General features: G+C 62.2%; 18 protein-coding genes. 10 read left to right on the top strand and 8 right to left on the bottom strand.

The features are described 5' to 3' along the window. Positions 1–22 precede the first annotated feature (22 nt). Entirely contained in the window at positions 23–2,041 is a 2,019-nt protein-coding gene (locus REH59_RS09445) for an alpha-1,4-glucan--maltose-1-phosphate maltosyltransferase (protein ID WP_014860825.1), read from the bottom strand. A 139-nt stretch (positions 2,042–2,180) separates the two neighbouring features. Between REH59_RS09445 and REH59_RS09440 the strand changes: the two genes are divergently transcribed. Continuing rightward, the gene (locus tag REH59_RS09440) at positions 2,181–2,342 is read left to right on the top strand and encodes a hypothetical protein (RefSeq protein ID WP_003251307.1); all 162 of its coding nucleotides are present in this window, start codon (positions 2,181–2,183) and stop codon (positions 2,340–2,342) included. Positions 2,343–2,557: 215 nt separating this feature from the next. Here REH59_RS09440 and REH59_RS09435 read toward each other — a convergent pair whose 3' ends face one another. Next, positions 2,558–4,240, bottom strand: a complete 1,683-nt coding sequence (locus REH59_RS09435) for an AMP-binding protein (protein ID WP_014860826.1) — start codon at positions 4,238–4,240, stop codon at positions 2,558–2,560. A gap of 324 nt (positions 4,241–4,564) precedes the next feature. Here REH59_RS09435 and REH59_RS09430 point away from each other — a divergent pair, with 324 nt between their 5' ends. The 4 genes from REH59_RS09430 to REH59_RS09415 are packed head-to-tail and all read left to right on the top strand — an operon-like array spanning position 4,565 to position 10,123. Further along, positions 4,565–5,728, top strand: a complete 1,164-nt coding sequence (locus REH59_RS09430) for an isovaleryl-CoA dehydrogenase (protein ID WP_003251317.1) — start codon at positions 4,565–4,567, stop codon at positions 5,726–5,728. A 19-nt stretch (positions 5,729–5,747) separates the two neighbouring features. After that, positions 5,748–7,355, top strand: coding sequence for a carboxyl transferase domain-containing protein (locus REH59_RS09425; protein ID WP_004576464.1), 1,608 nt, complete (start codon positions 5,748–5,750; stop codon positions 7,353–7,355). 3 nt (positions 7,356–7,358) lie between these two features. Next, positions 7,359–8,174, top strand: a complete 816-nt coding sequence (locus REH59_RS09420) for a gamma-carboxygeranoyl-CoA hydratase (RefSeq protein WP_014860829.1) — start codon at positions 7,359–7,361, stop codon at positions 8,172–8,174. Then, complete coding sequence (locus REH59_RS09415) at positions 8,171–10,123, top strand: acetyl/propionyl/methylcrotonyl-CoA carboxylase subunit alpha (protein ID WP_014860830.1); 1,953 nt, start codon at positions 8,171–8,173, stop codon at positions 10,121–10,123. The genes REH59_RS09420 and REH59_RS09415 overlap by 4 nt, the downstream gene beginning before the upstream one ends. Before the next feature lie 298 nt (positions 10,124–10,421). Here the strand turns inward: REH59_RS09415 and REH59_RS09410 are convergent, their stop codons facing one another. Next, a complete protein-coding gene (locus REH59_RS09410) occupies positions 10,422–11,087 on the bottom strand; it encodes a LexA family transcriptional regulator (RefSeq protein WP_014755936.1) in 666 nt (221 codons plus the stop codon). A 65-nt stretch (positions 11,088–11,152) separates the two neighbouring features. Next, positions 11,153–11,806 (bottom strand): LexA family protein, encoded by a 654-nt coding sequence (locus tag REH59_RS09405; RefSeq protein ID WP_003251326.1) that lies wholly within the window; start codon positions 11,804–11,806, stop codon positions 11,153–11,155. A gap of 130 nt (positions 11,807–11,936) precedes the next feature. On the opposite strand from REH59_RS09405, the gene REH59_RS09400 reads away from it, so the two are divergent. Then, positions 11,937–12,236: a DUF6124 family protein gene (locus REH59_RS09400; protein ID WP_003251328.1), complete on the top strand. Its 300-nt coding sequence runs from the start codon at positions 11,937–11,939 to the stop codon at positions 12,234–12,236. A gap of 448 nt (positions 12,237–12,684) precedes the next feature. Beyond that, the gene (locus tag REH59_RS09395; RefSeq protein WP_014859055.1) at positions 12,685–13,200 is read left to right on the top strand and encodes a DUF4880 domain-containing protein; all 516 of its coding nucleotides are present in this window, start codon (positions 12,685–12,687) and stop codon (positions 13,198–13,200) included. On the opposite strand, the gene REH59_RS09390 is transcribed toward REH59_RS09395, so the two are convergent. From REH59_RS09390 to vasI, 4 genes are read right to left on the bottom strand one after another with little or no spacing between them, the layout of a single operon-like run. Continuing rightward, the gene (locus REH59_RS09390; RefSeq protein WP_014859054.1) at positions 13,201–13,323 is read right to left on the bottom strand and encodes a hypothetical protein; all 123 of its coding nucleotides are present in this window, start codon (positions 13,321–13,323) and stop codon (positions 13,201–13,203) included. 10 nt (positions 13,324–13,333) lie between these two features. Next, positions 13,334–16,960 (bottom strand): type VI secretion system membrane subunit TssM, encoded by a 3,627-nt coding sequence (gene tssM / locus REH59_RS09385; protein ID WP_014859053.1) that lies wholly within the window; start codon positions 16,958–16,960, stop codon positions 13,334–13,336. Then, complete coding sequence (tssA, locus tag REH59_RS09380; RefSeq protein ID WP_014859052.1) at positions 16,957–18,423, bottom strand: type VI secretion system protein TssA; 1,467 nt, start codon at positions 18,421–18,423, stop codon at positions 16,957–16,959. Before tssA ends, tssM begins: the two co-directional genes overlap by 4 nt. Further along, positions 18,411–19,043 (bottom strand): type VI secretion system-associated protein VasI, encoded by a 633-nt coding sequence (gene vasI / locus REH59_RS09375; protein WP_173879779.1) that lies wholly within the window; start codon positions 19,041–19,043, stop codon positions 18,411–18,413. Before vasI ends, tssA begins: the two co-directional genes overlap by 13 nt. 274 nt (positions 19,044–19,317) lie before the next feature. On the opposite strand from vasI, the gene tssB reads away from it, so the two are divergent. The 3 genes from tssB to tssE are packed head-to-tail and all read left to right on the top strand — an operon-like array spanning position 19,318 to position 21,733. Beyond that, positions 19,318–19,821, top strand: coding sequence for a type VI secretion system contractile sheath small subunit (gene tssB, locus REH59_RS09370; RefSeq protein WP_004576457.1), 504 nt, complete (start codon positions 19,318–19,320; stop codon positions 19,819–19,821). A 17-nt stretch (positions 19,822–19,838) separates the two neighbouring features. Continuing rightward, positions 19,839–21,326: a type VI secretion system contractile sheath large subunit gene (gene tssC, locus REH59_RS09365; protein ID WP_014859051.1), complete on the top strand. Its 1,488-nt coding sequence runs from the start codon at positions 19,839–19,841 to the stop codon at positions 21,324–21,326. Further along, positions 21,323–21,733 (top strand): type VI secretion system baseplate subunit TssE, encoded by a 411-nt coding sequence (tssE, locus tag REH59_RS09360; RefSeq protein WP_014859050.1) that lies wholly within the window; start codon positions 21,323–21,325, stop codon positions 21,731–21,733. The genes tssC and tssE overlap by 4 nt, the downstream gene beginning before the upstream one ends. Positions 21,734–21,735: the final 2 nt, after the last annotated feature.

Below are 21,735 nucleotides of genomic sequence, written 5' to 3'. Positions count from 1 at the left end.
GGGAAAAGGCTACAGACCGGTTTTACCCGGCTTTCGCGATGCGCCAGATGCCGAACGGCAGGTGCCAGGGCTCTATGCGCATCCATTGGGTCTTGCCGTACCACGACCAGCGGTGGCCGTTCATCAGGTCTTCACCCTGGGTTTCGGCGTTGTCGTCCAGCCCCAGCTCCCACAGCGGCAACTCGAAGTGCGCCTCCTGGGCGTTGTGCGGGTCGAGGCTGACGGCCACCAGGATGTAGTTGTCACGCTCGGGCGTACGCTTGGCGAAGTACAGGATGTTGTCGTTCCAGCAATTGAAGAAGGCCACACCCAGGTGGGTTTGCAAGGCGCGGTTCTGCCGGCGGATGCGGTTGAGCTGGGCGATCTCGGCGATGATGTTGCCGGGCTGGGTGAAGTCGCGTGGGCGGATTTCGTACTTCTCCGAATCCAGGTACTCCTCCTTGCCCGGCAACGGCGTGCCCTCACACAGCTCGAAGCCCGAATACATGCCCCACAAGCCTGAGCCCATGGTCGCCAGCGCGGCACGGATAAGGAAACCTGCGCGGCCGGAGGTGTGCAGGAAGAACGGGTTGATGTCCGGCGTGTTGACGAAGAAGTTGGGCCGGTAGCACTGGCTCCACGGCGGCTGGTTGAGCTGCTCGAAATATTCGCGCAGCTCCTGCTTGTGGTTGCGCCAGGTGAAATAGGTATAGCTCTGTGCGTAGCCGACCTTGCCCAGGCGCGCCATCATCGCCGGTTTGGTAAAGGCTTCGGCAAGGAAGATGACGTCGGGGTGCTGGCTGCGCACATTGGCGATGAGCCATTGCCAGAACGGCAGCGGCTTGGTGTGCGGGTTGTCGACGCGGAAAGTCTTTACGCCCTCCTCGACCCAGCCGACCACCACATCGCGCAGGGCCAGCCACAGCGAGGGCACGGCCTCCGGCGCATAGAAATCGACGTTGACGATGTCCTGGTACTTTTTCGGCGGGTTTTCAGCGTAGCGGATGGTGCCGTCCGGGCGCCAGCTGAACCAGCCCGGGTGCTCCTTGAGCCAGGGGTGGTCCTGGGAGCACTGGATGGCGAAATCGAGGGCAATTTCCAGGCCGTGTTCCGCCGCTGCGGCCACCAGACGGCGGAAGTCATCGCGGCTGCCCAGTTGCGGGTGAATAGCCTCGTGGCCGCCTTCCGGGCTGCCGATGGCATAAGGGCTGCCCGGGTCGCCCGGCTCGGCCTTGAGGGCGTTGTTGCGGCCCTTGCGATGTTGCATGCCGATGGGGTGGATGGGCGGGAAGTACAGGACGTCGAAGCCCATGTCGCGGATCATCGGCAGCCGTTCGTGCACGTCGTTGAAGGTGCCGTGGCGCTGCGGGTCGTCGGTCATCGAGCGCGGGAACAGCTCGTACCAGCTGGCGAACAGGGCGGCCGGGCGGTCGACATCAAGGGGAAACTCAGGGCTGCGGGTCAGGTAGCTGCGGTGTTCGGCTTCACCCATCAGGCGGGCGGTGGTTGGGTCGAGAAACACGGCCACCTGGTCATCGGTACTGAGGGTAGCCAGGCGGAGCTGCACGGCCTCGAGCGCCTCGCGCAGGGCGCCGCTGCACAGCTCGATGCCTTTGCCCAGCATCAAACGGCCTTCTTCCAGCTCCAGTTTCACCTCGACGCCGGCGTGGTACTTCTTCTCCAGGTCGTGGCAATAGGTGGCAAACGGGTCGATCCAGGCCTCGATACTGAACAAGTGCGGGCCCAGCTCGGTGGGGGTGAATTCGGCCAGCCACAGGTCGTTGCCCGCCGCCTGCATCGACACGCAATGCCAGCGCCTGCTGTGCGCCTGGCGCCAGTTGAGCATCACCGCCAGGCGGTCGTGGCCGTCGCTGTAGGCCTTGGTGCTGACGGCCACAGGCTGGCCGCTGACGGCCTTGGCGGCGAAGCTGCCGGCGTCGAGCACGGGTTGGGTGTCTTCGATCACGATGCGTGGCGCCAGCAGCGCCTGGGCCAGGCTAATGGCCTGGTCGGGGTGATCGTTCGCCATGGGCACGCTTTCAAAGGGCTCGTTTCGTGACATCGACCTTGCTCCCTCAGGCTGGTGGCGGTAAGGGTTCAGAGCCGGGCACAGGCGGGGGGTTCAAAATAATTGAGCGAACGGCAGCTGCCAGCGGTCAGAGCCTACAGCACCTCTTCACCCACCCACGCGAGGTCAGGCCATGAACATTCCCATTCCACCGGAGACACCCGATCCCAACATCGACGACCCGAGCTTGCCGCCACCCGTACCGGAAGAAGACCCGGACGAGCTGCCGATCAAGCCGACCGTGCCGCCGACAGTGGGCGACCCGCCGAGCCAGGAGCCACCGGTGAAGGCTTAAGGGTAGACCACGGCACCGGCATGAACAGCGATCTCCACTGCTCCGTTGAGAGGTTGAGGATGACCAGGTGCTTGGCAAGGTGAAGATCTTGCATTGATCGGGCCGGCCTCTTCACGGGTAAACCCGCTCCTACGAGGGACCGTGCCGGCCTTGAATGCGGCGCGGTCCCTCGTAGGAGCGGGTTTACCCGCGAAGAGGCCGGCCGCGCCAGCACATCAACCCGCAGATGCAGCCGCAATCTCCGCCACACTGATCTCACGCATCCGGAACTTTTGCACCTTCCCCGTCACCGTCATCGGGTACTCGTCGACGAAGCGGATATACCGCGGCACCTTGAAGTGGGCAATGCGCGCCTTGCACCAGCCCTGCAGTTCCTCGGTCGTGGCGCTGTGCCCAGGGTGCAGCTTGATCCAGGCGACGATCTCTTCGCCATAGCGGCTGCACGGAATGCCGATCACCTGCGCATCGGCCACCGCCGGGTGGGTGTAGAAAAACTCTTCCAGCTCACGCGGGTAAATGTTCTCGCCGCCGCGAATGATCATGTCCTTGTTGCGCCCGACGATGCGCACATAGCCCTGCTCGTCCATCACCGCCAGGTCACCCGAATGCATCCAGCCGGCCGGGTCGATGGCATCCGCCGTGGCCTGGGGATTGTCCCAGTAGCCCAGCATCACGCTGTAGCCGCGGGTGCACAGTTCGCCGATCTCACCGCGCGCGACGATGCAGCCATCAGTGTCCACCAGTTTGTTTTCCAGCTGAGGCTGGGTGCGGCCGACGGTGGTCACGCGCAGCTCCAGGTCATCGTCCGGGCCGGTCTGCAGCGACACCGGGCTGGTTTCGGTCATGCCGTAGGCGATCTGCACTTCAGCCATGTGCATCTGGTCGATGACCCGGCGCATCACCTCGATCGGGCAGGTGGCGCCGGCCATGATGCCGCTGCGCAGGGTCGACAGGTCCATCTGCGCACGCGAGGGATGATCGAGCATCGCGATGAACATGGTCGGCACGCCGTACAGGATGCTGGCACGCTCCTCGGCCACGGCGCGCAGGGTGAGCTCGGCGTCGAAGGCGTCGTTGGGGTAGATCATGGTGCTGCCGTGGGTGATGCAGCCGAGGTTGGCCATGACCATGCCGAAGCAATGGTACAGCGGCACCGGGATCACCATACGGTCGCGGGCCGTCAGGCCTAGGCTTTCACCCACCATGAAACCGTTGTTGAGGATGTTGTAGTGACTGAGCGTGGCACCTTTGGGCGCACCGGTGGTGCCTGAGGTGTACTGGATGTTTACCGGCTGGTCGAATTGTAGGCTTTGCTGACGGGCTGTGCAGGCCTCAACAGACGTCTGCCCTGCCCGCTCGGCCAAGGCGTGCCAGGGCAGGAAGCCGGCAGGCGGGTTGGCGGCCAGGCTGATGACACCACGCAACTGGGGCAGGCATTCACTGGCCAGCTCACCAGGCCGGGCGCTGGCCAGTTCAGGCACCAGCGCCTGCACCATGGCGTGGTAATCAGACGTCTTGAAGGCTTCAGCGCAGACCAGCCAGCGGCAACCGGACTGGCGCAACACGTATTCCAGCTCACCCACACGGTAGGCCGGGTTGATGTTGACCAGGATGGCGCCGACCTTGGCACTGGCCAGCTGCAAGATGCACCACTGGGCGCAGTTGGGCGACCAGATGCCAACACGGTCGCCGGTGTTCACGCCCAGTGCGATCAGCGCGCGGGCGTGTATTTCGACCTGTTCGGCCAACTGCCGCCAGCTGTAACGCAAGCCCTGGTGGCGGGACACCAGGGCCTCGCTGTCGCAACAGCGGGCCACGGTGGCATCGAAGGCCTGGCCGATGGTCTGGGTCAGCAAGGGTCGGTCCTGGCGACCGCGGGTATAGCTCGGTTGACTCATGGGTGTCCCTTCTTGTGGTTGTTTTGGGCACGGCTGAAGCAAGCGGGAATACTCTGGCGCAGATTTACGTTTACGTAAAGGTGACGAGTGGATTGACAGTGCCTTCCCGCAGGTTTACGTTAACGTAAAGGTGATGAACGATACCGGAACCTCCGGCATGACGCCGACCCTTGCAGGAGCGGGCTTGCCCGCGAATGCGATCACCCAGGCAATGACGGTGGTCCTGCTGACGCATTCGCGGGCAAGCCCGCTCCTACAGGGGTCAGCGGTTAGCCTTTGAGCTACGGTGTTACCCAATTTCCAAGAACAAGAAGGTGCCCCAGCATGCATTACCCCTCCCTGAACTTCGCCCTGGGCGAGACCATCGACATGCTCCGCGACCAGGTGCGCACCTTCGTCGCCGCCGAACTGGCCCCGCGTGCCGCGCAGATCGACCACGACAACCTGTTCCCCGCCGACATGTGGCGCAAGTTCGGTGACATGGGCCTGCTGGGTATCACCGTACCGGAAGAGTACGGTGGCGCTGGCCTGGGCTACCTGGCCCATGTGGTGTCGATGGAAGAAATCAGCCGTGGCTCCGCCTCGGTGGCGCTGTCCTACGGCGCCCATTCCAACCTGTGCGTCAACCAGATCAACCGCAACGGCACCCACGAGCAGAAGCTCAAGTACCTGCCCAAGCTGATCAGCGGCGAGCACATCGGCGCCTTGGCCATGAGCGAGCCCAATGCCGGCTCCGACGTGGTGTCGATGAAACTGCGCGCAGAAAAACGCGGCGATCACTACGTGCTCAACGGCAGCAAGACCTGGATCACCAACGGTCCCGACGCCAACACCTACGTGATTTACGCCAAGACCGACCTGGACAAGGGTGCGCACGGCATCACCGCGTTCATCGTCGAGCGTGACTGGAAGGGCTTCAGCCGCAGCAACAAGTTCGACAAGCTGGGCATGCGTGGGTCCAACACCTGCGAGCTGTTCTTCGACGGCGTGGAAGTGCCGGCAGAGAACATTCTGGGCCAGCTTAACGGCGGCGTGCGCGTCCTGATGAGCGGCCTGGACTACGAACGTGTGGTGCTGTCCGGCGGCCCGACCGGCATCATGCAAAGCTGCATGGACCTGGTGGTGCCGTATATCCACGACCGCAAGCAATTCGGCCAGAGCATCGGCGAGTTCCAGCTGATCCAGGGCAAGATTGCCGACATGTACACCCAGCTGAACGCCAGCCGCGCCTACCTGTATGCCGTGGCCCAGGCCTGCGACCGTGGCGAGACCACCCGCAAGGATGCTGCCGGGGTGATCCTGTACACCGCCGAGCGCGCCACGCAAATGGCCCTGGAGGCGATCCAGATTCTTGGCGGCAACGGCTATATCAACGAATTCCCGGCTGGGCGCCTGTTGCGCGACGCCAAACTGTACGAAATCGGTGCCGGCACCAGCGAAATCCGCCGGATGCTGATCGGCCGCGAACTGTTCAACGAAACCCGCTGAACATAAGGGACGGGCGCACATGGCTACCTTGCACACCCAGATCAACCCGCGTTCGGCAGAATTTGCCGTCAACAGCGCGGCCATGCTCGAACAGGTCCAGGCCCTGCGCGGCTTGCTCGCCCAGGTTGCCCAGGGCGGCGGGCCCAAGGCCCAGGAACGGCATACCTCGCGTGGCAAACTGCTGCCGCGCGAGCGTATCGACCGCCTGCTGGACCCGGGCTCGCCGTTCCTCGAAATCGGCCAGTTGGCCGCCCATGAGGTGTACGGCGAAGACGTGCCAGCGGCGGGCGTGATTGCCGGCATCGGCCGCGTGGAAGGCGTGGAATGCATGATCGTGGCCAACGACGCCACGGTAAAAGGCGGTTCGTACTACCCGCTGACGGTGAAGAAGCACCTGCGTGCACAAACCATCGCCCTGCAGAACCGCCTGCCGTGCATCTATCTGGTGGACTCCGGCGGCGCCAACTTGCCACGCCAGGACGAAGTGTTCCCCGACCGCGAGCATTTCGGGCGCATCTTCTTCAACCAGGCCAACATGAGCGCGCAAGGCATCCCGCAGATCGCCGTGGTGATGGGCTCGTGCACCGCTGGCGGCGCCTACGTGCCGGCCATGGCCGACGAAGCGATCATGGTGCGCCAGCAGGCGACCATCTTCCTCGCCGGGCCGCCGTTGGTAAAAGCCGCCACCGGTGAAGTGGTGAGCGCCGAAGACTTGGGGGGCGCCGATGTGCATTGCCGCACCAGCGGCGTGGCCGACCACTATGCCGACAACGACGAACATGCCCTGGCCCTGGCCCGGCGCAGCGTGGCCAACCTCAACTGGCACAAGCAGGGCAAGCTACAACGCCTGGCACCGGTGGCACCGCTGTATGCGGCCGATGAGCTGTACGGCGTGGTGCCGGCCGATGCCAAGCAACCGTTCGACGTGCGCGAGGTGATCGCCCGCCTGGTCGATGGCTCGGTGTTCGATGAATTCAAGGCGCTGTTCGGTACCACCCTGGTGTGCGGTTTCGCCCACCTGCATGGCTACCCGGTGGCGATCCTGGCCAACAACGGCATCCTGTTCGCCGAAGCCGCGCAAAAAGGTGCGCACTTCATCGAACTGGCCTGCCAACGCGGCATCCCGCTGCTGTTCCTGCAGAACATTACCGGTTTCATGGTCGGCAAGAAGTACGAAGAAGGCGGCATCGCCAAGCACGGCGCCAAGCTGGTCACCGCCGTGGCCTGCGCCCAGGTGCCGAAGTTCACGGTGATCATCGGCGGCAGCTTTGGTGCCGGCAACTACGGCATGTGCGGCCGCGCCTACGACCCGCGCTTCCTGTGGATGTGGCCCAACGCACGGATTGGCGTGATGGGCGCCGAACAGGCCGCCGGGGTGCTGGCCCAGGTCAAGCGCGAGCAGAGCGAACGCAGCGGCCAGCCATTCAGTGCCGAAGACGAAGCCAGGCTCAAGCAGCCGATCCTCGACCAGTACGAGCGTCAGGGCCACCCCTATTATTCCAGCGCCCGCCTGTGGGACGACGGCGTCATCGACCCGGCACAGACCCGCGACGTCCTCGGCCTGGCGTTGTCTGCCGCGCTGAACGCGCCGATCGAACAGAGCCGCTTCGGCATTTTCCGGATGTGACCCATGAGCGATTTCAGCACCCTTGAAGTGATCCGCGACCCGCGCGGCTTTGCCACCCTGTGGTTAAGCCGCGAGGACAAGAACAACGCCTTCAACGCGCAGATGATCCGCGAGCTGATCGTGGCCATCGACCAGTTGGCCGAAGACACCAGCCTGCGCTTTGTGCTGCTGCGTGGCCGTGGCCGGCATTTCAGCGCCGGTGCCGACCTGGCCTGGATGCAGCAGTCGGCGCAACTGGACTTCAACACCAACCTGGATGATGCCCACGAACTGGGCGAGCTGATGTACGCCCTGCATCGCCTCAAGGCCCCGACCCTGGCCGTGGTGCAAGGCGCAGCCTTTGGCGGCGCGCTGGGCCTGATCAGCTGCTGCGACATGGCCATCGGCGCCGAAGACGCCCAGCTGTGCCTGTCGGAAGTGCGCATCGGCTTGGCACCGGCGGTCATCAGCCCGTTCGTGGTCAAGGCCATTGGCGAACGCGCCGCGCGCCGCTACGCCCTCACCGCCGAGCGTTTCACTGGCGTGCGCGCCCGCGAGCTGGGCCTGCTGGCCGAGGTGTACCCCGCCAGCGAACTGGACGACCACGTCGAAGCCTGGGTAAGCAACCTGCTGCAGAACAGCCCACAAGCATTGCGCGCCACCAAGGACTTGCTGCGCGAAGTGGACGACGGCGAACTCAGCCCGGCCCTGCGCCGTTACTGCGAAAACACCATCGCCCGTATCCGCGTCAGCGCCGAAGGCCAGGAGGGCCTGCGCGCTTTCCTGGAAAAACGCCGCCCTGCCTGGCAAACCGTTGACAAGAAGGAGCCGCGCCCATGAGCCGCCCCGCTTTGACCACCCTGCTGGTCGCCAACCGCGGCGAAATCGCTTGCCGGGTGATGCGCACCGCCAAGGCCATGGGCCTGACCACTGTCGCCGTGCACAGCGCCACCGACCGTGACGCCCGTCACAGCCGCGAAGCCGACATCCGCGTCGACCTGGGCGGCACCAAGGCTGCCGAAAGCTACCTGCTGGTCGACAAGCTGCTGGCCGCCGCCAAGGCCAGCGGCGCCCAGGCCATCCACCCAGGTTATGGCTTTCTGTCCGAGAACGCAGGTTTCGCCCGCGCCATCGAGCAGGCCGGGCTGATCTTCCTCGGCCCACCGGCCAGCGCCATCGACGCCATGGGCAGCAAATCGGCAGCCAAGGCGCTGATGGAGGCCGCCGGCGTGCCGTTGGTTCCGGGCTACCACGGCGAGGCCCAGGACCTGGACACCTTCCGCGCCGCGGCCGAACGCATCGGCTACCCGGTGCTGCTCAAGGCCAGCGCTGGCGGCGGCGGCAAGGGCATGAAAGTGGTCGAGGAAGAAAGCCAGTTGGCCGACGCCCTGGCGTCGGCCCAGCGTGAGGCACAGTCGTCGTTCGGCGATGCGCGCATGCTGGTGGAAAAGTACGTGCTCAAGCCACGCCACGTGGAGATTCAGGTGTTCGCCGACCAGCACGGCAACTGCCTGTACCTCAACGAGCGCGACTGTTCCATTCAGCGCCGCCACCAGAAGGTGGTGGAAGAGGCCCCGGCCCCCGGCCTGTCGCCCGAACTGCGCCGGGCCATGGGCGAAGCGGCGGTGCGAGCCGCCCAGGCTATCGGTTACGTGGGTGCCGGCACCGTGGAGTTTCTGCTTGATGCACGTGGCGAATTCTTCTTCATGGAGATGAACACTCGCCTGCAGGTGGAACACCCGGTCACCGAGGCCATCACCGGCCTGGACCTTGTTGCCTGGCAAATTCGCGTGGCCTGCGGCGAAGCCCTGCCGATCACACAGGAACAAGTGCCGCTGATCGGCCATGCCATCGAAGTACGCCTGTATGCCGAAGACCCGGCCAACGATTTTTTACCCGCGACCGGCAAATTGGCGCTGTACCGTGAATCGGCACCTGGCGAAGGTCGGCGGGTGGACAGTGGGGTCAGCGAAGGCGATGTGGTGTCGCCGTTCTACGACCCGATGCTGGGCAAGCTGATTGCCTGGGGTGAAAACCGCGAACAGGCACGCCTGCGCTTGCTGGCCATGCTCGACGAGTTTGCCATTGGCGGATTGAAGACCAACATCGCCTTCCTGCGCCGCATTCTCGCGCACCCTGCGTTCGCGGCGGCAGAGCTGGACACCGGCTTCATTCCCCGCCACCAGGATGTGCTGCTGCCGGCGCCACGTGCGCTGCCGGCCGGCTTTTGGGAGGCGGCAGCCGAAGCCTGGCTGCAGGGCCAGGCGGGGCATCAGCGCGAAGACGATCGCCATTCGCCGTGGAGCGGGCGTAATGGACTGCGCTTGGGCCTGCCGGCACGCAGCAGCTTGCATCTGGTGAGTGCTGGGCACGATCAGGCAGTGGCCCTGGAACGCAGCGCTGCTTCTACCTGGCAGCTGCAAGGTGAGCAGTTGGTGCATGACCAGAACGGCGTGCGTCGCCAGCATCTGGCAATCCGTCGGGGTGGCACGCTGTACCTGCACTGGGATGGCGAAATGCATGCCATCGAGGCCTTCGACCCGATTGCCGAGGCCGAAGCCAGCCACAGCCATCAGGGTGGGCTGGGTGCGCCCATGAACGGCAGTATCGTGCGGGTGCTGGTCGAACCTGGGCAGGTGGTGGAAGCCGGTACTGCGCTGGTGGTACTGGAGGCCATGAAGATGGAGCACAGCATTCGTGCGCCGCATGCCTGCACAGTGAAGGCGCTGTTCTGCCTGGAGGGGGACATGGTCAGCGAAGGGACTGTGCTGGTCGAACTGGTGGAATAACGGTGCCGGAGGGCCGCTTTGCGGCCCTAACGCAACACAAGGCCGCCCCTGCAACAGCCCGTAGGAGCGGGTTCACACGCGAAGAGGCCGTGCCTGCTGGCCAATTTCCACCCGCCGTTCACGGTTGCCGCCGCTACCGTATTCGCGGGTAAACCCGCTCCTACGCAGATTGGTGGTGGACACACACCGGAGGTTGGACACAGCCCGTCCTGTAGGAGCGGGTTCACCCGCGAAGAGGCCGTGCCTGCTGGCCAATCTCCATCCGCCGTTCACCGTTGCCGCCGCTACTCAAACCCTTTCAAAAGGCCCCATGCACCCGCACGACCACCCCAAGAAATTCGCAACCCTCTTCGCACAACAGCGCCGGGTAGTTACTGTTCAATGCCTTCAGATAACGCTGCCCACCTTCCTCGGCCAGCTCGCGGAAAATCGCCGGTTTGCCGGGCTGACGAGCGATAACCAAACGCCCCGCCTCAGCCTCTACACCTGGGTCCACCAGCATCCGCATGCCCTGCGGCACACTGCGGCCACTGACAGCGCTCATGGCATCGTTTTCCACGGTTAGCCAGAACGCCTTGCCCTGTGCCAAGTAGTCAGTCTGCTCGAAAACAGCAGGCTCTACAGCCGTTGCAGCCTCTAACTCACTCCAACCCAGCACCGGGTAACGGAAGCAGACGATGTATCGCATGAGGTCGGGTTCGTCATCATCGTCATCCACCCCAGAAACACAACGTTCACCATCAGCCTGCCCGTGAATACGCAATTGCAAGCGGACGCAGTAGTGGGGCATGCCAATCTCAACCAAAGTGCGGTTCATCGACTCGAGCTTCGGTTGGCGCCGCTTGTTCACCCAATGTCCTACACTGCCTTGCGACACGCCTACGCGCTCGGCAAGCTGCTCTTGGGTAAGCCCTAATTCCTCCATCCGGTCGCGAACGAGGGCAATCCACTTATCCATGTTCATGGCTGGCATGCCCCTCACGTATAGCGGCCTTGTGGCGTGACACAGCTTCGCAGCAACCCGGCAGCCTAGAAGGCCCCATGTACCCGCACCACCACTCCCAGAAACGCGCAGCCTTCTTCACACAAAACCGTCGGATAGCGCGTATTCAGTGGCCTGAGCATCTTGTCTCCACCCTCTTCGACCAACTGCCGCAATACCGCCGGGCGCCCCGGCTGCCGTGCAATGACCAACCTGCCGGGCTGTGCCTCCAGCCCGGTATCCACCAGCACGCGCATGCCCTCGGGCACGCTCTTACCACTGGCCGCGTTCATCGAGTCGTTTTCCACCACCAGCCAGAACGCATTGCCGGCGGGCATATAGTCCGTCTGCTCATGGGACGTGCTCGTTTCAGGCAATGGCCCCTGCAGGTCAGCCCAACTCAGCACCGGGAAGCGGAAGCTGGCATAGAGCAGCGCCTCGGCTGAAACCGGCTGCTCGGCCGTATAGAGCCCTTGCGCTTCACGCACGATGTCGCGCTCGACCACCATGACCTGGGCTTCCAGAAACACCAGCCCAAGCTTCTCCAGCTTTTCATTGATGGTTTCCAGCGTCGGCCGACGCGTGCCACGCAGCCAATGCCCCACGCCCCCCTGCGTCATGCCCAGGCGCTCGGCCAGTTGGAGCTGACTGAGGTTATGTTCGCGCTTGTAGCGCTTGAGAAATGCGTTCCAGTTTTCCATGAGCGGCAACAATACGGACTGTATTAACCGCTGCAATACACAATCTGAATTATTTATTTGGCACTACATAGTACAGCTTGACCTATTCTGTGATTCCAGTGTGCTTGAAGGGAAATCAGCAGGTATTGCCATGAAACCATCGAAAAACGACGAAACAGATCTCGACAGCGAAGCCGCACGCCGCGCGCTCGACTATTACCTCAACCCCAACCCACCGCGGCCCACCCTGGACAACAGAATCTGGACCCTGCACGAAGGCGTAACCGGCGACCAGGCCCAGGAACACGCCATCGCCCTGCTGCGCTGCGCTGCGGCCACCGCCCAGGAAACCGCCACTCACCAGCACGGCAGCCAGCGAGAACTGACGTTCGCGTTGATGCACATGATGGACATGGCTCGCGCACTGCTGGAGCACAAACGCACCGAGTGAGCGGGTTTATAGACAAAAAAGAAGGGAGAGAACGTGATGGCCAGGTAACGGCAAAGGCCCCGATTGCCGGGACAAGGAAGCGCGCCGGTAAAACTTTTTTACCGGATTAGCGAAAATTCATTTGACTGGCAAATGATAACGATTATTATTGCACTCAGCTGATCGCGAGATCCGCTGGATAACCTGAAAGCTTAGGTCGCTCTCAGATTATCTCCTCATCAGGCTAATCACGGTTTTTGACCCGGCTTTTTTGCCGGGTCTTTTTTTTGGCTCTTCAGGCTAATGAAGATCGTGATGGCGCGCATGATAGCAAAGGTGTTTCAGGGCGTGAACGCTCGTTACAAAACTTTGCGGAATCAGCACTTGAGAATCAATCTCGTTTCGCCTACGCTGTTTCCGCATCAAGGAAGATGCCCCCTCCTCCCCTTTACAGAGCAAGGAGCTGTCCATGACCCGTCTGCTGCTGCCCCTTGAGCACCCCACGCCTGCTGCCGAGCACGATGCCGACGATGCCCTGCTGCATGCACTGAAGCGGCTACCACGGCGCGTACAGCAAGTATTTCTGCTCAACCGCCTCGATCAGCTGGACTTCGCCAGCATCGCTGCGCGCCTTGACCTGCCACTGGCGACTATCGAGCGCAACATGGACCAGGCGCTGCAGGCTGGCCGCTCGCGCCGGGATGTGCTGGCGAGCGTGGCCGGGCAATGGTATGTGCGCTTGCAGAGCCCGCAGGTGACGGCGTGCGAGCGTATCGACTTCCGCCGCTGGCTGGATGCCGATACGGCAAACTTGCAGGCGTTTCACGATACGGAACTGCGGTGGCGCAGCCTGCTGGCGCCGGCACGGCAACTGGGCCATGACGGCTGGTATCGGCAAGGCCGGGCGGCGCTGTCGCTGGGTGGCTGCTCGGTTGCGGTCGGGCTGGGTGTGGCGGCGTTGGTGCTGGTTGGGTTCTGGGCTTGATCAGCGCTTCAGCATGCCTGTACGTCCCCGCCCCTGAGCATCCACCGTGCGCATGTCCGACTTCAGCTGCTCGATAGCGTGGGTACAGTCATGCAGTGCCTGGACGCGCTCTTCGTTTCGCACCGCCTCCTGCTTACATGACAGGCACATCCGCCTGTTCGACCAACGCCACCCTGGCTGGCTGTTGTAACAACCCTCGGGGCAACCTAAAACCTTTGAACGGTTGTTGAGTAATTGGGTTGAAGGCCTTTTCCGCGTTCAGCCGATAGCGCATCACACCATCACCCGTTTTGAAGCTCAGGTCCACGCTGGTTGCCGTACGTCCATTGAGCGCACCGCGGCTGAGCAGGCGGAACATCGACCAAGGCCCTCGATACTCCAGGCTGCTGCTATTGCCGTTCTGCCTGAGCAGGGTCAGGTTGCTGCGCACGTGTTGCCCCAAGGTATTGGGCCAGACAATGCCGGTGATCTGGCTTGGGCCGTGGGTGTAGGAAATCAGCTGGCCATCCAGATCCAGCAGGCTGGTGCGTTGATTTGCACTGAGCCCCAAAGGCTCGATGCTGAACTGCACGCTGAGGTTACCGCGCTGATCAAAGAACGTTTCGCGGATGCGATCAGCCAGTGCCAGCTGCTCGATCACATCGGGACGGATCAGGGAACGCCCCTGCAGACCAGCCTGCAAGGCTTCCAGATTGTCCTTGAGGAAAAGCTTCAGGTATTGATCCTGGAAATGCTGCAGTCGCCCCTTCGGTCCGAAGAACGCTTCAAAGTCTTCCAGCGAAGCGTCGGGTGCCCTGACGACGAATGGGTAGCGCTCGGCCAGGCGCTGCTGGAAGAAGCTGTAGACTTCAGCATCCCACCGTCGCTCCAGCTCGCGCAGCGCTTCAACGTTCAGCACTTGCGCCGTTTGCTCTGCCACCTTTCTGACGTGATGGTTGATTGGCTCCGGCAAGCCAGTGGCGATGCGTTGCAAGGTGCCGATGGGGTCGTGCCCGGTCATTGAAAAGCGCTGATGCACCGCGTGCAGCGCGGCCTTGCCCCGGTCTGGGCTACCCTGTATCGCCTTGGCATAGTCGTGGACGGCAGCTATGGCTGCGTGCATTTCATCGTAGTAGCTCGGTTTTTCGCCTGCAGCGTGCAACATGGCGCTCAAGCCTGCAAACGCCCGCTGGATGGCCAGCGCGTGTTGTTGCTCGGGCTTGCTGTTGACCGAAACAAGCGAGGGGGCCTCATCCGCCACGCCAACATTCACCGGTGATGACAGCGAACTGTTGTCGCGAACCGTCTCCAGCAATCGGTACACCGGCGCCGCTGGCCCGGCCAACTGTTCAAGGATCGTGACGCCATGATCCAGGTCTCGAAAATCCGCCACGGAGAATGCGTTCAAGGCGCGGCGCCAGCTGTCGATGTAGTCGGCGCTGTACAGGTTGCGCAGGCGCTCGTTCAGCGCAGCCTGGTCGGCATCGGAGTAGTCCAGTTGAGCACGTTCCCCCAGTGCCCACTGGTCGATCATTGCCATTTCCGTAAAGCGCTGACTACGCGGTTCAAAATACTCCTTGAAGCCTTTGGCGGTGAGCATGGCCGCCAGCAAAACACCGTTGTCGCCCTGGCTCGAGCCGGAAGACGGCTGGTAAACGACATCGAACGCAGGCCCCACCTGATGACGCAGGTCCAGACCAGTATGCAACTGCTCCTGGGCCTGCTGCTTCAGGCCCGCATACACGCGTTGTGGCAACGGCACCTTACGCAGGGTCTGCTGCACGTCGCTGACCCGCTGGCGATACTGCGGCAGGTCGGTATCCGCGTAGGCCAGGGCATACTTCAGGTGCTGCATGAGGTCACGTTGCAGCTGCCCCTGGCCGGGGAAGGCCTGTTGCCACTGTCGCGCCATCCAGTCCTCGACCCATTCCGCTCGGCGGTTCCGGCGATCCTCGAGCATCCGGTAAACCCGGAGCGCGGCCATTTGCTGCTCGCTGCCGGGGGGCGCCGCATCCATGGTATCGATCACGCCACTGGCCAACGCAGGCAGGAAGCGCCTGGACAACAAACTGAGGTACGCCTCATCCACGGTCGGCCCGATGGCACGGCCCTGATACAGCCCCAGATCAGCAACACCCGGCCACGCAGCGCGGTAGTCGCCAAACACTGCTACCGCATCGCGGATCTGGTCCAGCGGCGCCAGCAAGTTGCGCCCGGTCGGGTCCAGACGCTGATCCACTTCGTGATGGCTGTATTCCCGGCTCTTGGCCAGCACGCTGGCGGCCTTGACGCCATTGATGTCGAAGTAACGATGCCAGCTGGCGATGGCGACGCAGAAGGCCAGGACGCCTACAGAAGCACCCACCCACAGCAATTGTCGCTTGCGCCGTGCCACCCTGACGTTGTCGCCGGCAAGGCCGGCCTCTTTGTAGATGACCCGCCCAAAGGCCTGTTGAATGAAGTAGGCCAACGCCTTGGCCTGCGGCTTGCCCTCAAGCAAGGGGAGGCTGGTCTTGTAAGGCTGCGCCGCCTCACGGACAAAGGCGTTGCGCACGTCACCGTGCTGTACGACCGACGACCAATACACACCGCGCACCAGCGCCGGGGTGGTGAAACGGTCACTTGCCAAGGTCTCGCGCAGAAAGCTCAACAGGATTGGACGCAACCCAAGGAACTGCCTATGCAGTGAGTAGAGACGTGAGCGCAACCCAGGGCTACCCTGCACGTCCAGATGATCGATCACCTGCTCGAACAGCTGCTCCAGCAACCGATCGTAATGTTCGCCATACTCGCCCAGCCAAGCGTCGAAGGTGTCGACGGCATCCAGCTTGAACGTGAATCCAAACAGGCTGTTGCGCTTGGCGGCCGAAAGCTTGCTGTAGAATGGGTCGAAGCCGTCCAGCAGATCGAATTTGCTCAACACGACATACAGCGGCAAGCGCGAGCCCAACTGGCTGCTCGCCTCATAAAGACGTGTGCGCAGCAGGTGGGCAAGTGCCGTGCGTTGCTCGACGGTACCGTGCAGTAGCGCGGGCAGGTCGACAACCAGCACCAGGCCGTTGAGGGCTCTCTGGCTTCGATTGCGCTGCAGCCAGCCCAACAGATGCTGCCACAATTTGGCTTGGGTTCCAGGCGGTACCGAAGACTCAACGTCTGTGGAGTCACTGCCCAGCGAATCTACGAGGCCGGTCTGGCTGATAAAGGCACCGGGCGGGTCGATGATCACCGCATCATTGCTGATCCACCACCCCACGGGGTAGGCGAGCGCCTGCGCTGGCCGGCCCCGTGCCTGCGCCTTGTCGATGCGGGTCAACGAGAAACTTTGATCGGTGCAGTCAATAAAGCTGCTCTTGCCGGCCTGCCTGGCGCCCAGCACGAGGTACCACGGCAATCGGTACAGCGCGCGACGCCCACCGGCATTGTCCAGGTAGCGTGCAAGCGCTTGGCTCAACGCCTTCTCTTGTGCATGAACGAACGGTTGCGCCGGATCCACCTCGGCAGCCATCGCCTGCTGACGCTCTGCTTGCAACCGGCGAAAGCGCGTTCTCAACACGATCAGCCAGCACAACAGCGCCACCAACACGAACACCAGGCTGGCCACACTACGATGCGCCACACTGGCCAACGGCTGCTGATCGCGCCACGTCCATTGCGGGCCGAGCCACCAGATGGCGACCAGCATCAGCACAGCGCCAAGCCCAAGTAGCAGCGGCATTGCCAGACCGATACGGGTCATCAGCGGCCAGCCCCAACGTTTGAGGTACTTCCAGAGTTGATTCATCGAGGCTCCTGCTCCTTGTTCCTATCGGCCAGCACGTGGGAGGACGCGTATTGTTGAAGCCGCTCAAATACCTCGGGCTCCCAGTCGCTGGCGGTGGTTTGCTGCATCGTGCGCACTACCCCAGCGCACAGGTCCTGGGCTAACCAGGACACGCCTCGTGCGGCCAACAGGTCAGCTGCGATGACGGTGGTATGGCAGCGCTCGCGAGGGGCTCGAAAATCTGCCTGCATCCCCTGCAGCCTTAGCAACACCGGTTCTACGCCGCCGCTTTCCAGCTGGCTGACCAGTTCTTCGCGAAGGTTGGTGAACGCTTGGGAAGCTCCGGCTTGCCCGGATTGCCCGTCTGCCCCTTTGAGCCAGGCCAGGCATTGGTCGTCGACAAACACCCGACCGTCGCTGAAGCACAGCTGCTGCAGCGCTGGCATGCGCAGCACGAAACGAGCGGTCGCCGCACGGATGGCCTCAGCCACTTCGCCCATCGCCAGCCGCGACGCGGCAGATGCGGCAAGAAAGCTGCCGCGAATCCAGAAAGGCGAAGCCGACACACTTTTTTCGACCCGCTGGAGCAACGCTGCGTCGATTACCGTGCCGGCGATGGCCTCCTCATAGTCGCTGGCAATATCCCGCGGCACTGCCATCAACTCTGTACGGTTGCCCTGCCGGGTTTGCGGTGCGGCCTGAATGTGGGCCCACAGACCGAAGCGCCGCAGTTGATAGCCGGTCGGGTCGTAAGGGTCCTGCTGATTGATCAGCTCGGCCATGCTCAAGATGGCTCGGCGCGTCTCGCGCTCGTTACCGCCCGACAAGCAGGGTTTCGGGGTGGCGATGACATCCGCCAGCGGCGCAGGTTGGGGGCTCTCCACCGGGGCCTTGGGCGCATCGCACTCACCAATACCGTTGGCAAGCGCCGTGTGTTTGTGCAAAAGGCGCTCCAGCTCAACCAGAACAGCCGGGTCAAGCTGGGCGGCTTCCTGCTGACGTAGCAAACGGGCCAATGCACCCTTCGCCGCTGCGGCGTGAGCCGGGGTGTACGTGAAACGATCAAGGCGCGGCAGCGCATCGATCAAGCGATTGAGCACCAGGCCAACGACCTTGCGCTTGGTCAGGAAGCCCTTCGGACCAGGCGCTGGATGAGCGGTTTCCCAATAGCCCTCGATCATTCCGCCCAGTAACGCCAAGGTGAACCCCCAGCGCTCCCAACAACCACTGCGCAGCCACGCAACGCTCAAGTGCGCGACGATCCGCAGATGCTTGCACTGTCGCTCCAGATACTGACCAGAGGCCTCCTCGATGTAGTCCCAATCGATAGAGGCTTCCTGTAGCCCACCCAGCTTGACCATCTCCTGGTCAATGGCTTGGTAGGTTTCGTCTTCCACATCGAACAGCCCCGCCGGCACCTGGGTATCAATGGGTGCGAGCAAGCGTGTGATTTCTTGCGCCTCGACCTCAGCTACCAGCGACATGTCTTGCGAGCCTCGTCGATAAGCGGGTCCAGCCCCTGAGCGTCAAAAACGAGCCCATCAACAGCAGGGTTGTCGCTCTCTACGTGAATGCGATGGGCCCCGATCAATTGCTTGATCTGCTCGATACCCGGCAAGCCTCTGCCGGCGTCGAGCACTTGGCCGTTTTCCATCACTTGCCACGGTGTGGGTGCAGTAGCGCCCCGCTCCCCTCGCAACTGCACCTGCACTCGGCTGGCATCGACGGGTTGGGCGGTGACCAGTTGCAACCTCGAGATGTTTTGCACGCAGCTGATGATCAGGTAGGGGTGCGGTGCAACTGAAGCAATCGCAGGTGCTGAGATCAGGAGCCCGCCCTCTTCAGACCTGAGGCGAAACATCAAGTCCTCGGGCGCCCGCCCCGTCTCATGGATCAATACGCGACGCACCGTGGGCGCCTCCAGCTCCTGCGCTGACCACTGTCGCTGCGGCGTGAATCCCGGCGTACCCGCCGCCTGATCGAAACACGCCAGGCGCTCGATATTGGACACGATCCGTGGGCAATCCTGCGATGCGCGGGTTAAGGCAGGCATTAACAAAAACAGTAATGAAACGCCGAGGCCACCTGCATAACGAATAATCATCGCACCTTAACGCTCCCACTCAATCGTACACATGCCCCTGCATTAACCCGGCCACTCCAACCGCGAAAAAGAGGCTAGTACATACATTCAACTTTATTCAAGAAATTATTTTGTTACATATTCGAACTCGACGCTTGACGATTATCCAGCGCATGGTTTTTACGCAACGCACAATTCAAATCTCAGGAATCATGTTTATTAAACGTTTAACGCGCAAGCTTACTTGTAGGAAGCGCCCTACATATAAAACCCACACTAAAAAAGATATATAACCATGACTAAACCCTCCGACTCCGTTGCACCCAAAGAACGCATCAACATCAAGTATGTGCCCGCCACCGGTGACGAGCAGGCCGAGGTAGAACTGCCGCACAAGATGATGGTGCTGGGCGACTTCGGCCTCGATGACAGCCGCTCCCTCGAAGACCGTCAGGTCATGCGCATCGATAAACACACCTTCAACAACGTGTTGAACGACGCCGATGTGAGCCTGGCCATGTCGGTGCCCTCCGCGCTTGGCGCTACTCCGGATGCAGAGCTGGCAGTCAACCTGCAATTCAAGTCCATCCAGGACTTCGGGCCAGACCGCATCGCACGCCAGGTGCCCGAGCTGAACAAGCTGCTGCAGCTGCGTGAAGCGCTGGTCGCCCTGAAAGGCCCGCTGGGCAACGTGCCCACCTTCCGCAAACAGCTGCAGCACCTTCTGAACGACGCGCATGCCCGCAAGCAACTCGCGCAAGAACTGGACCTGGTGCTTGAAGCGCCAAAAGCCGACTGAGACAACGGAGCGTCCCCATGCCAAAGCCAAGCACAACTGTCACTGTTGAAACACAGGCCGAAACACTGAGCAATGCCACCTTGCTCGACCAGATCATGGCAGAGACCAAGTTGGTTCCCACACAAGAGGGTTACCAAGTGGCCAGGCAGGGTGTATCCGCCTTCATTGCCGAAATTCTAAAAAGTCATGACCCAGATCAATTGATCAACAAACATCGCGTCGACCAGATGATTGCCGAGCTGGATCGGGTCCTCAGCAAGCAGATGGATGCCATTCTGCATGAACCCGCGTTCCAGCAACTTGAATCCGCGTGGCGCAGCCTCAAACTTCTGGTCGACCGTACGGACTTTCGCGAGAACATCAAGCTCGAAGTCTTGCACGTCAGCAAGGAAGACTTGCTCGATGATTTCGAGAACGCCGCCGACATTACCTGCAGTGGTATTTATAAACACGTCTATACCGCCGGTTACGGCCAGTTCGGTGGCGAGCCGGTCGCGGCCATGGTTGGCAATTACAACTTCGGCCCCTCTTCGCCTGATATCAAACTGTTGAGCTACATGGCATCCGTCGGCGCCATGTCGCATGCGCCCTTCATTGCGGCACCCTCCCCCGAGTTCTTCAACCTCAGCAGCTTCGAAGCGCTACCCAATCTGAAAGAAATCAAAGACATCTTCGCCGGCCCACGGCATGCCAAGTGGCGCGCGTTCCGCGAGAGCGAAGATGCCCGCCACATCGCGCTGACCGGGCCGCGCTTCATGCTGCGCTCCGCCTACCATCACCAGGACCAGCCGATCAGCAGCTTCCATTACGATGAGAACATCAACGGCCGGCACGACAATTACCTGTGGGGCAGCTCAGCCTTCCTGTTGGCCAGCTGCATCAACGACAGCTTTGCCCGCTACCGCTGGTGCCCCAACATCATCGGCCCGCAATCGGGAGGTGCCGTCGAAGGCCTGCCGGTGCATCTGTACGAATCGCTGGGCCAGCTGCAGGCCAAGATTCCTACCGAGGTACTGATTTCCGACCGCAAGGAATTCGAGCTGGCCGAAGAGGGCTTTATCGCCCTGACCATGCGCAAGGACAGCGACAACGCCGCGTTCTTCTCAGCCAACTCGGTGCAAAAGCCGAAAAACTTCCCCAAGACACCCGAAGGCCTGCAGGCACAGACCAACTACAAGCTCGGCACCCAACTGCCCTACCTGTTCATCGTCAATCGCCTGGCCCACTACATCAAGGTGTTGCAGCGCGAGCAGATCGGCAGCTGGAAGGAGCGACGGGACCTTGAGTCCGAACTCAACAAATGGATCAAGCAATACGTCGCCGACCAGGAAAACCCTTCGGCCGATGTGCGCAGCCGTCGGCCGTTGCGTGCTGCCAGGGTCGAGGTCTCGGACGTGGCGGGTGATCCGGGCTGGTACCAGGTCTCGCTCGCCGTGCGCCCGCACTTCAAGTACATGGGCGCGAACTTCGAAATTTCCCTGGTAGGCCGGCTCGACACGCAATGAGTGGTTTCTTCGATCGCTTGATGGCGGACCCGTCCGCCATCCGGGAGCCGTCTCGCCAGGAAAGCGCTTCGCACAAGTTCGCGGCCATCAAGCGCCACCTCGAAACGTTGCTGAACGCTCGCCAAGGCTGCTCCCAGAGCAGCCCCGAGCTTGGCCTGCGCGACTTCAATGGGCATGACGTCAGCAGTGGCGACCTGCTGCAGCAAGTGAGCGCCGATATCCGCCGTACCCTCCAGCGCTTTGAACCGCGCATCCACGTGCGCGCGCTCAAAGCGGTACCGGATTGTCACGCCCCGTTGGAACTGCATTTCAGGCTCGACTGCCAGGTGCAGGTCAACAACCAGGCAGAGCAGTTGCAGCTGGAGCTGCTGGTAAACGGACACAACCGCTGCACCCGAGTGAGGTGACC

It is taken from the genome of Pseudomonas sp. BO3-4, assembly GCF_034044115.1.
GTDB lineage: Bacteria > Pseudomonadota > Gammaproteobacteria > Pseudomonadales > Pseudomonadaceae > Aquipseudomonas > Aquipseudomonas alloputida.
Note: the sequence above shows the minus strand (reverse complement) of the source record. Positions and strands in the feature narration are given on the sequence as shown.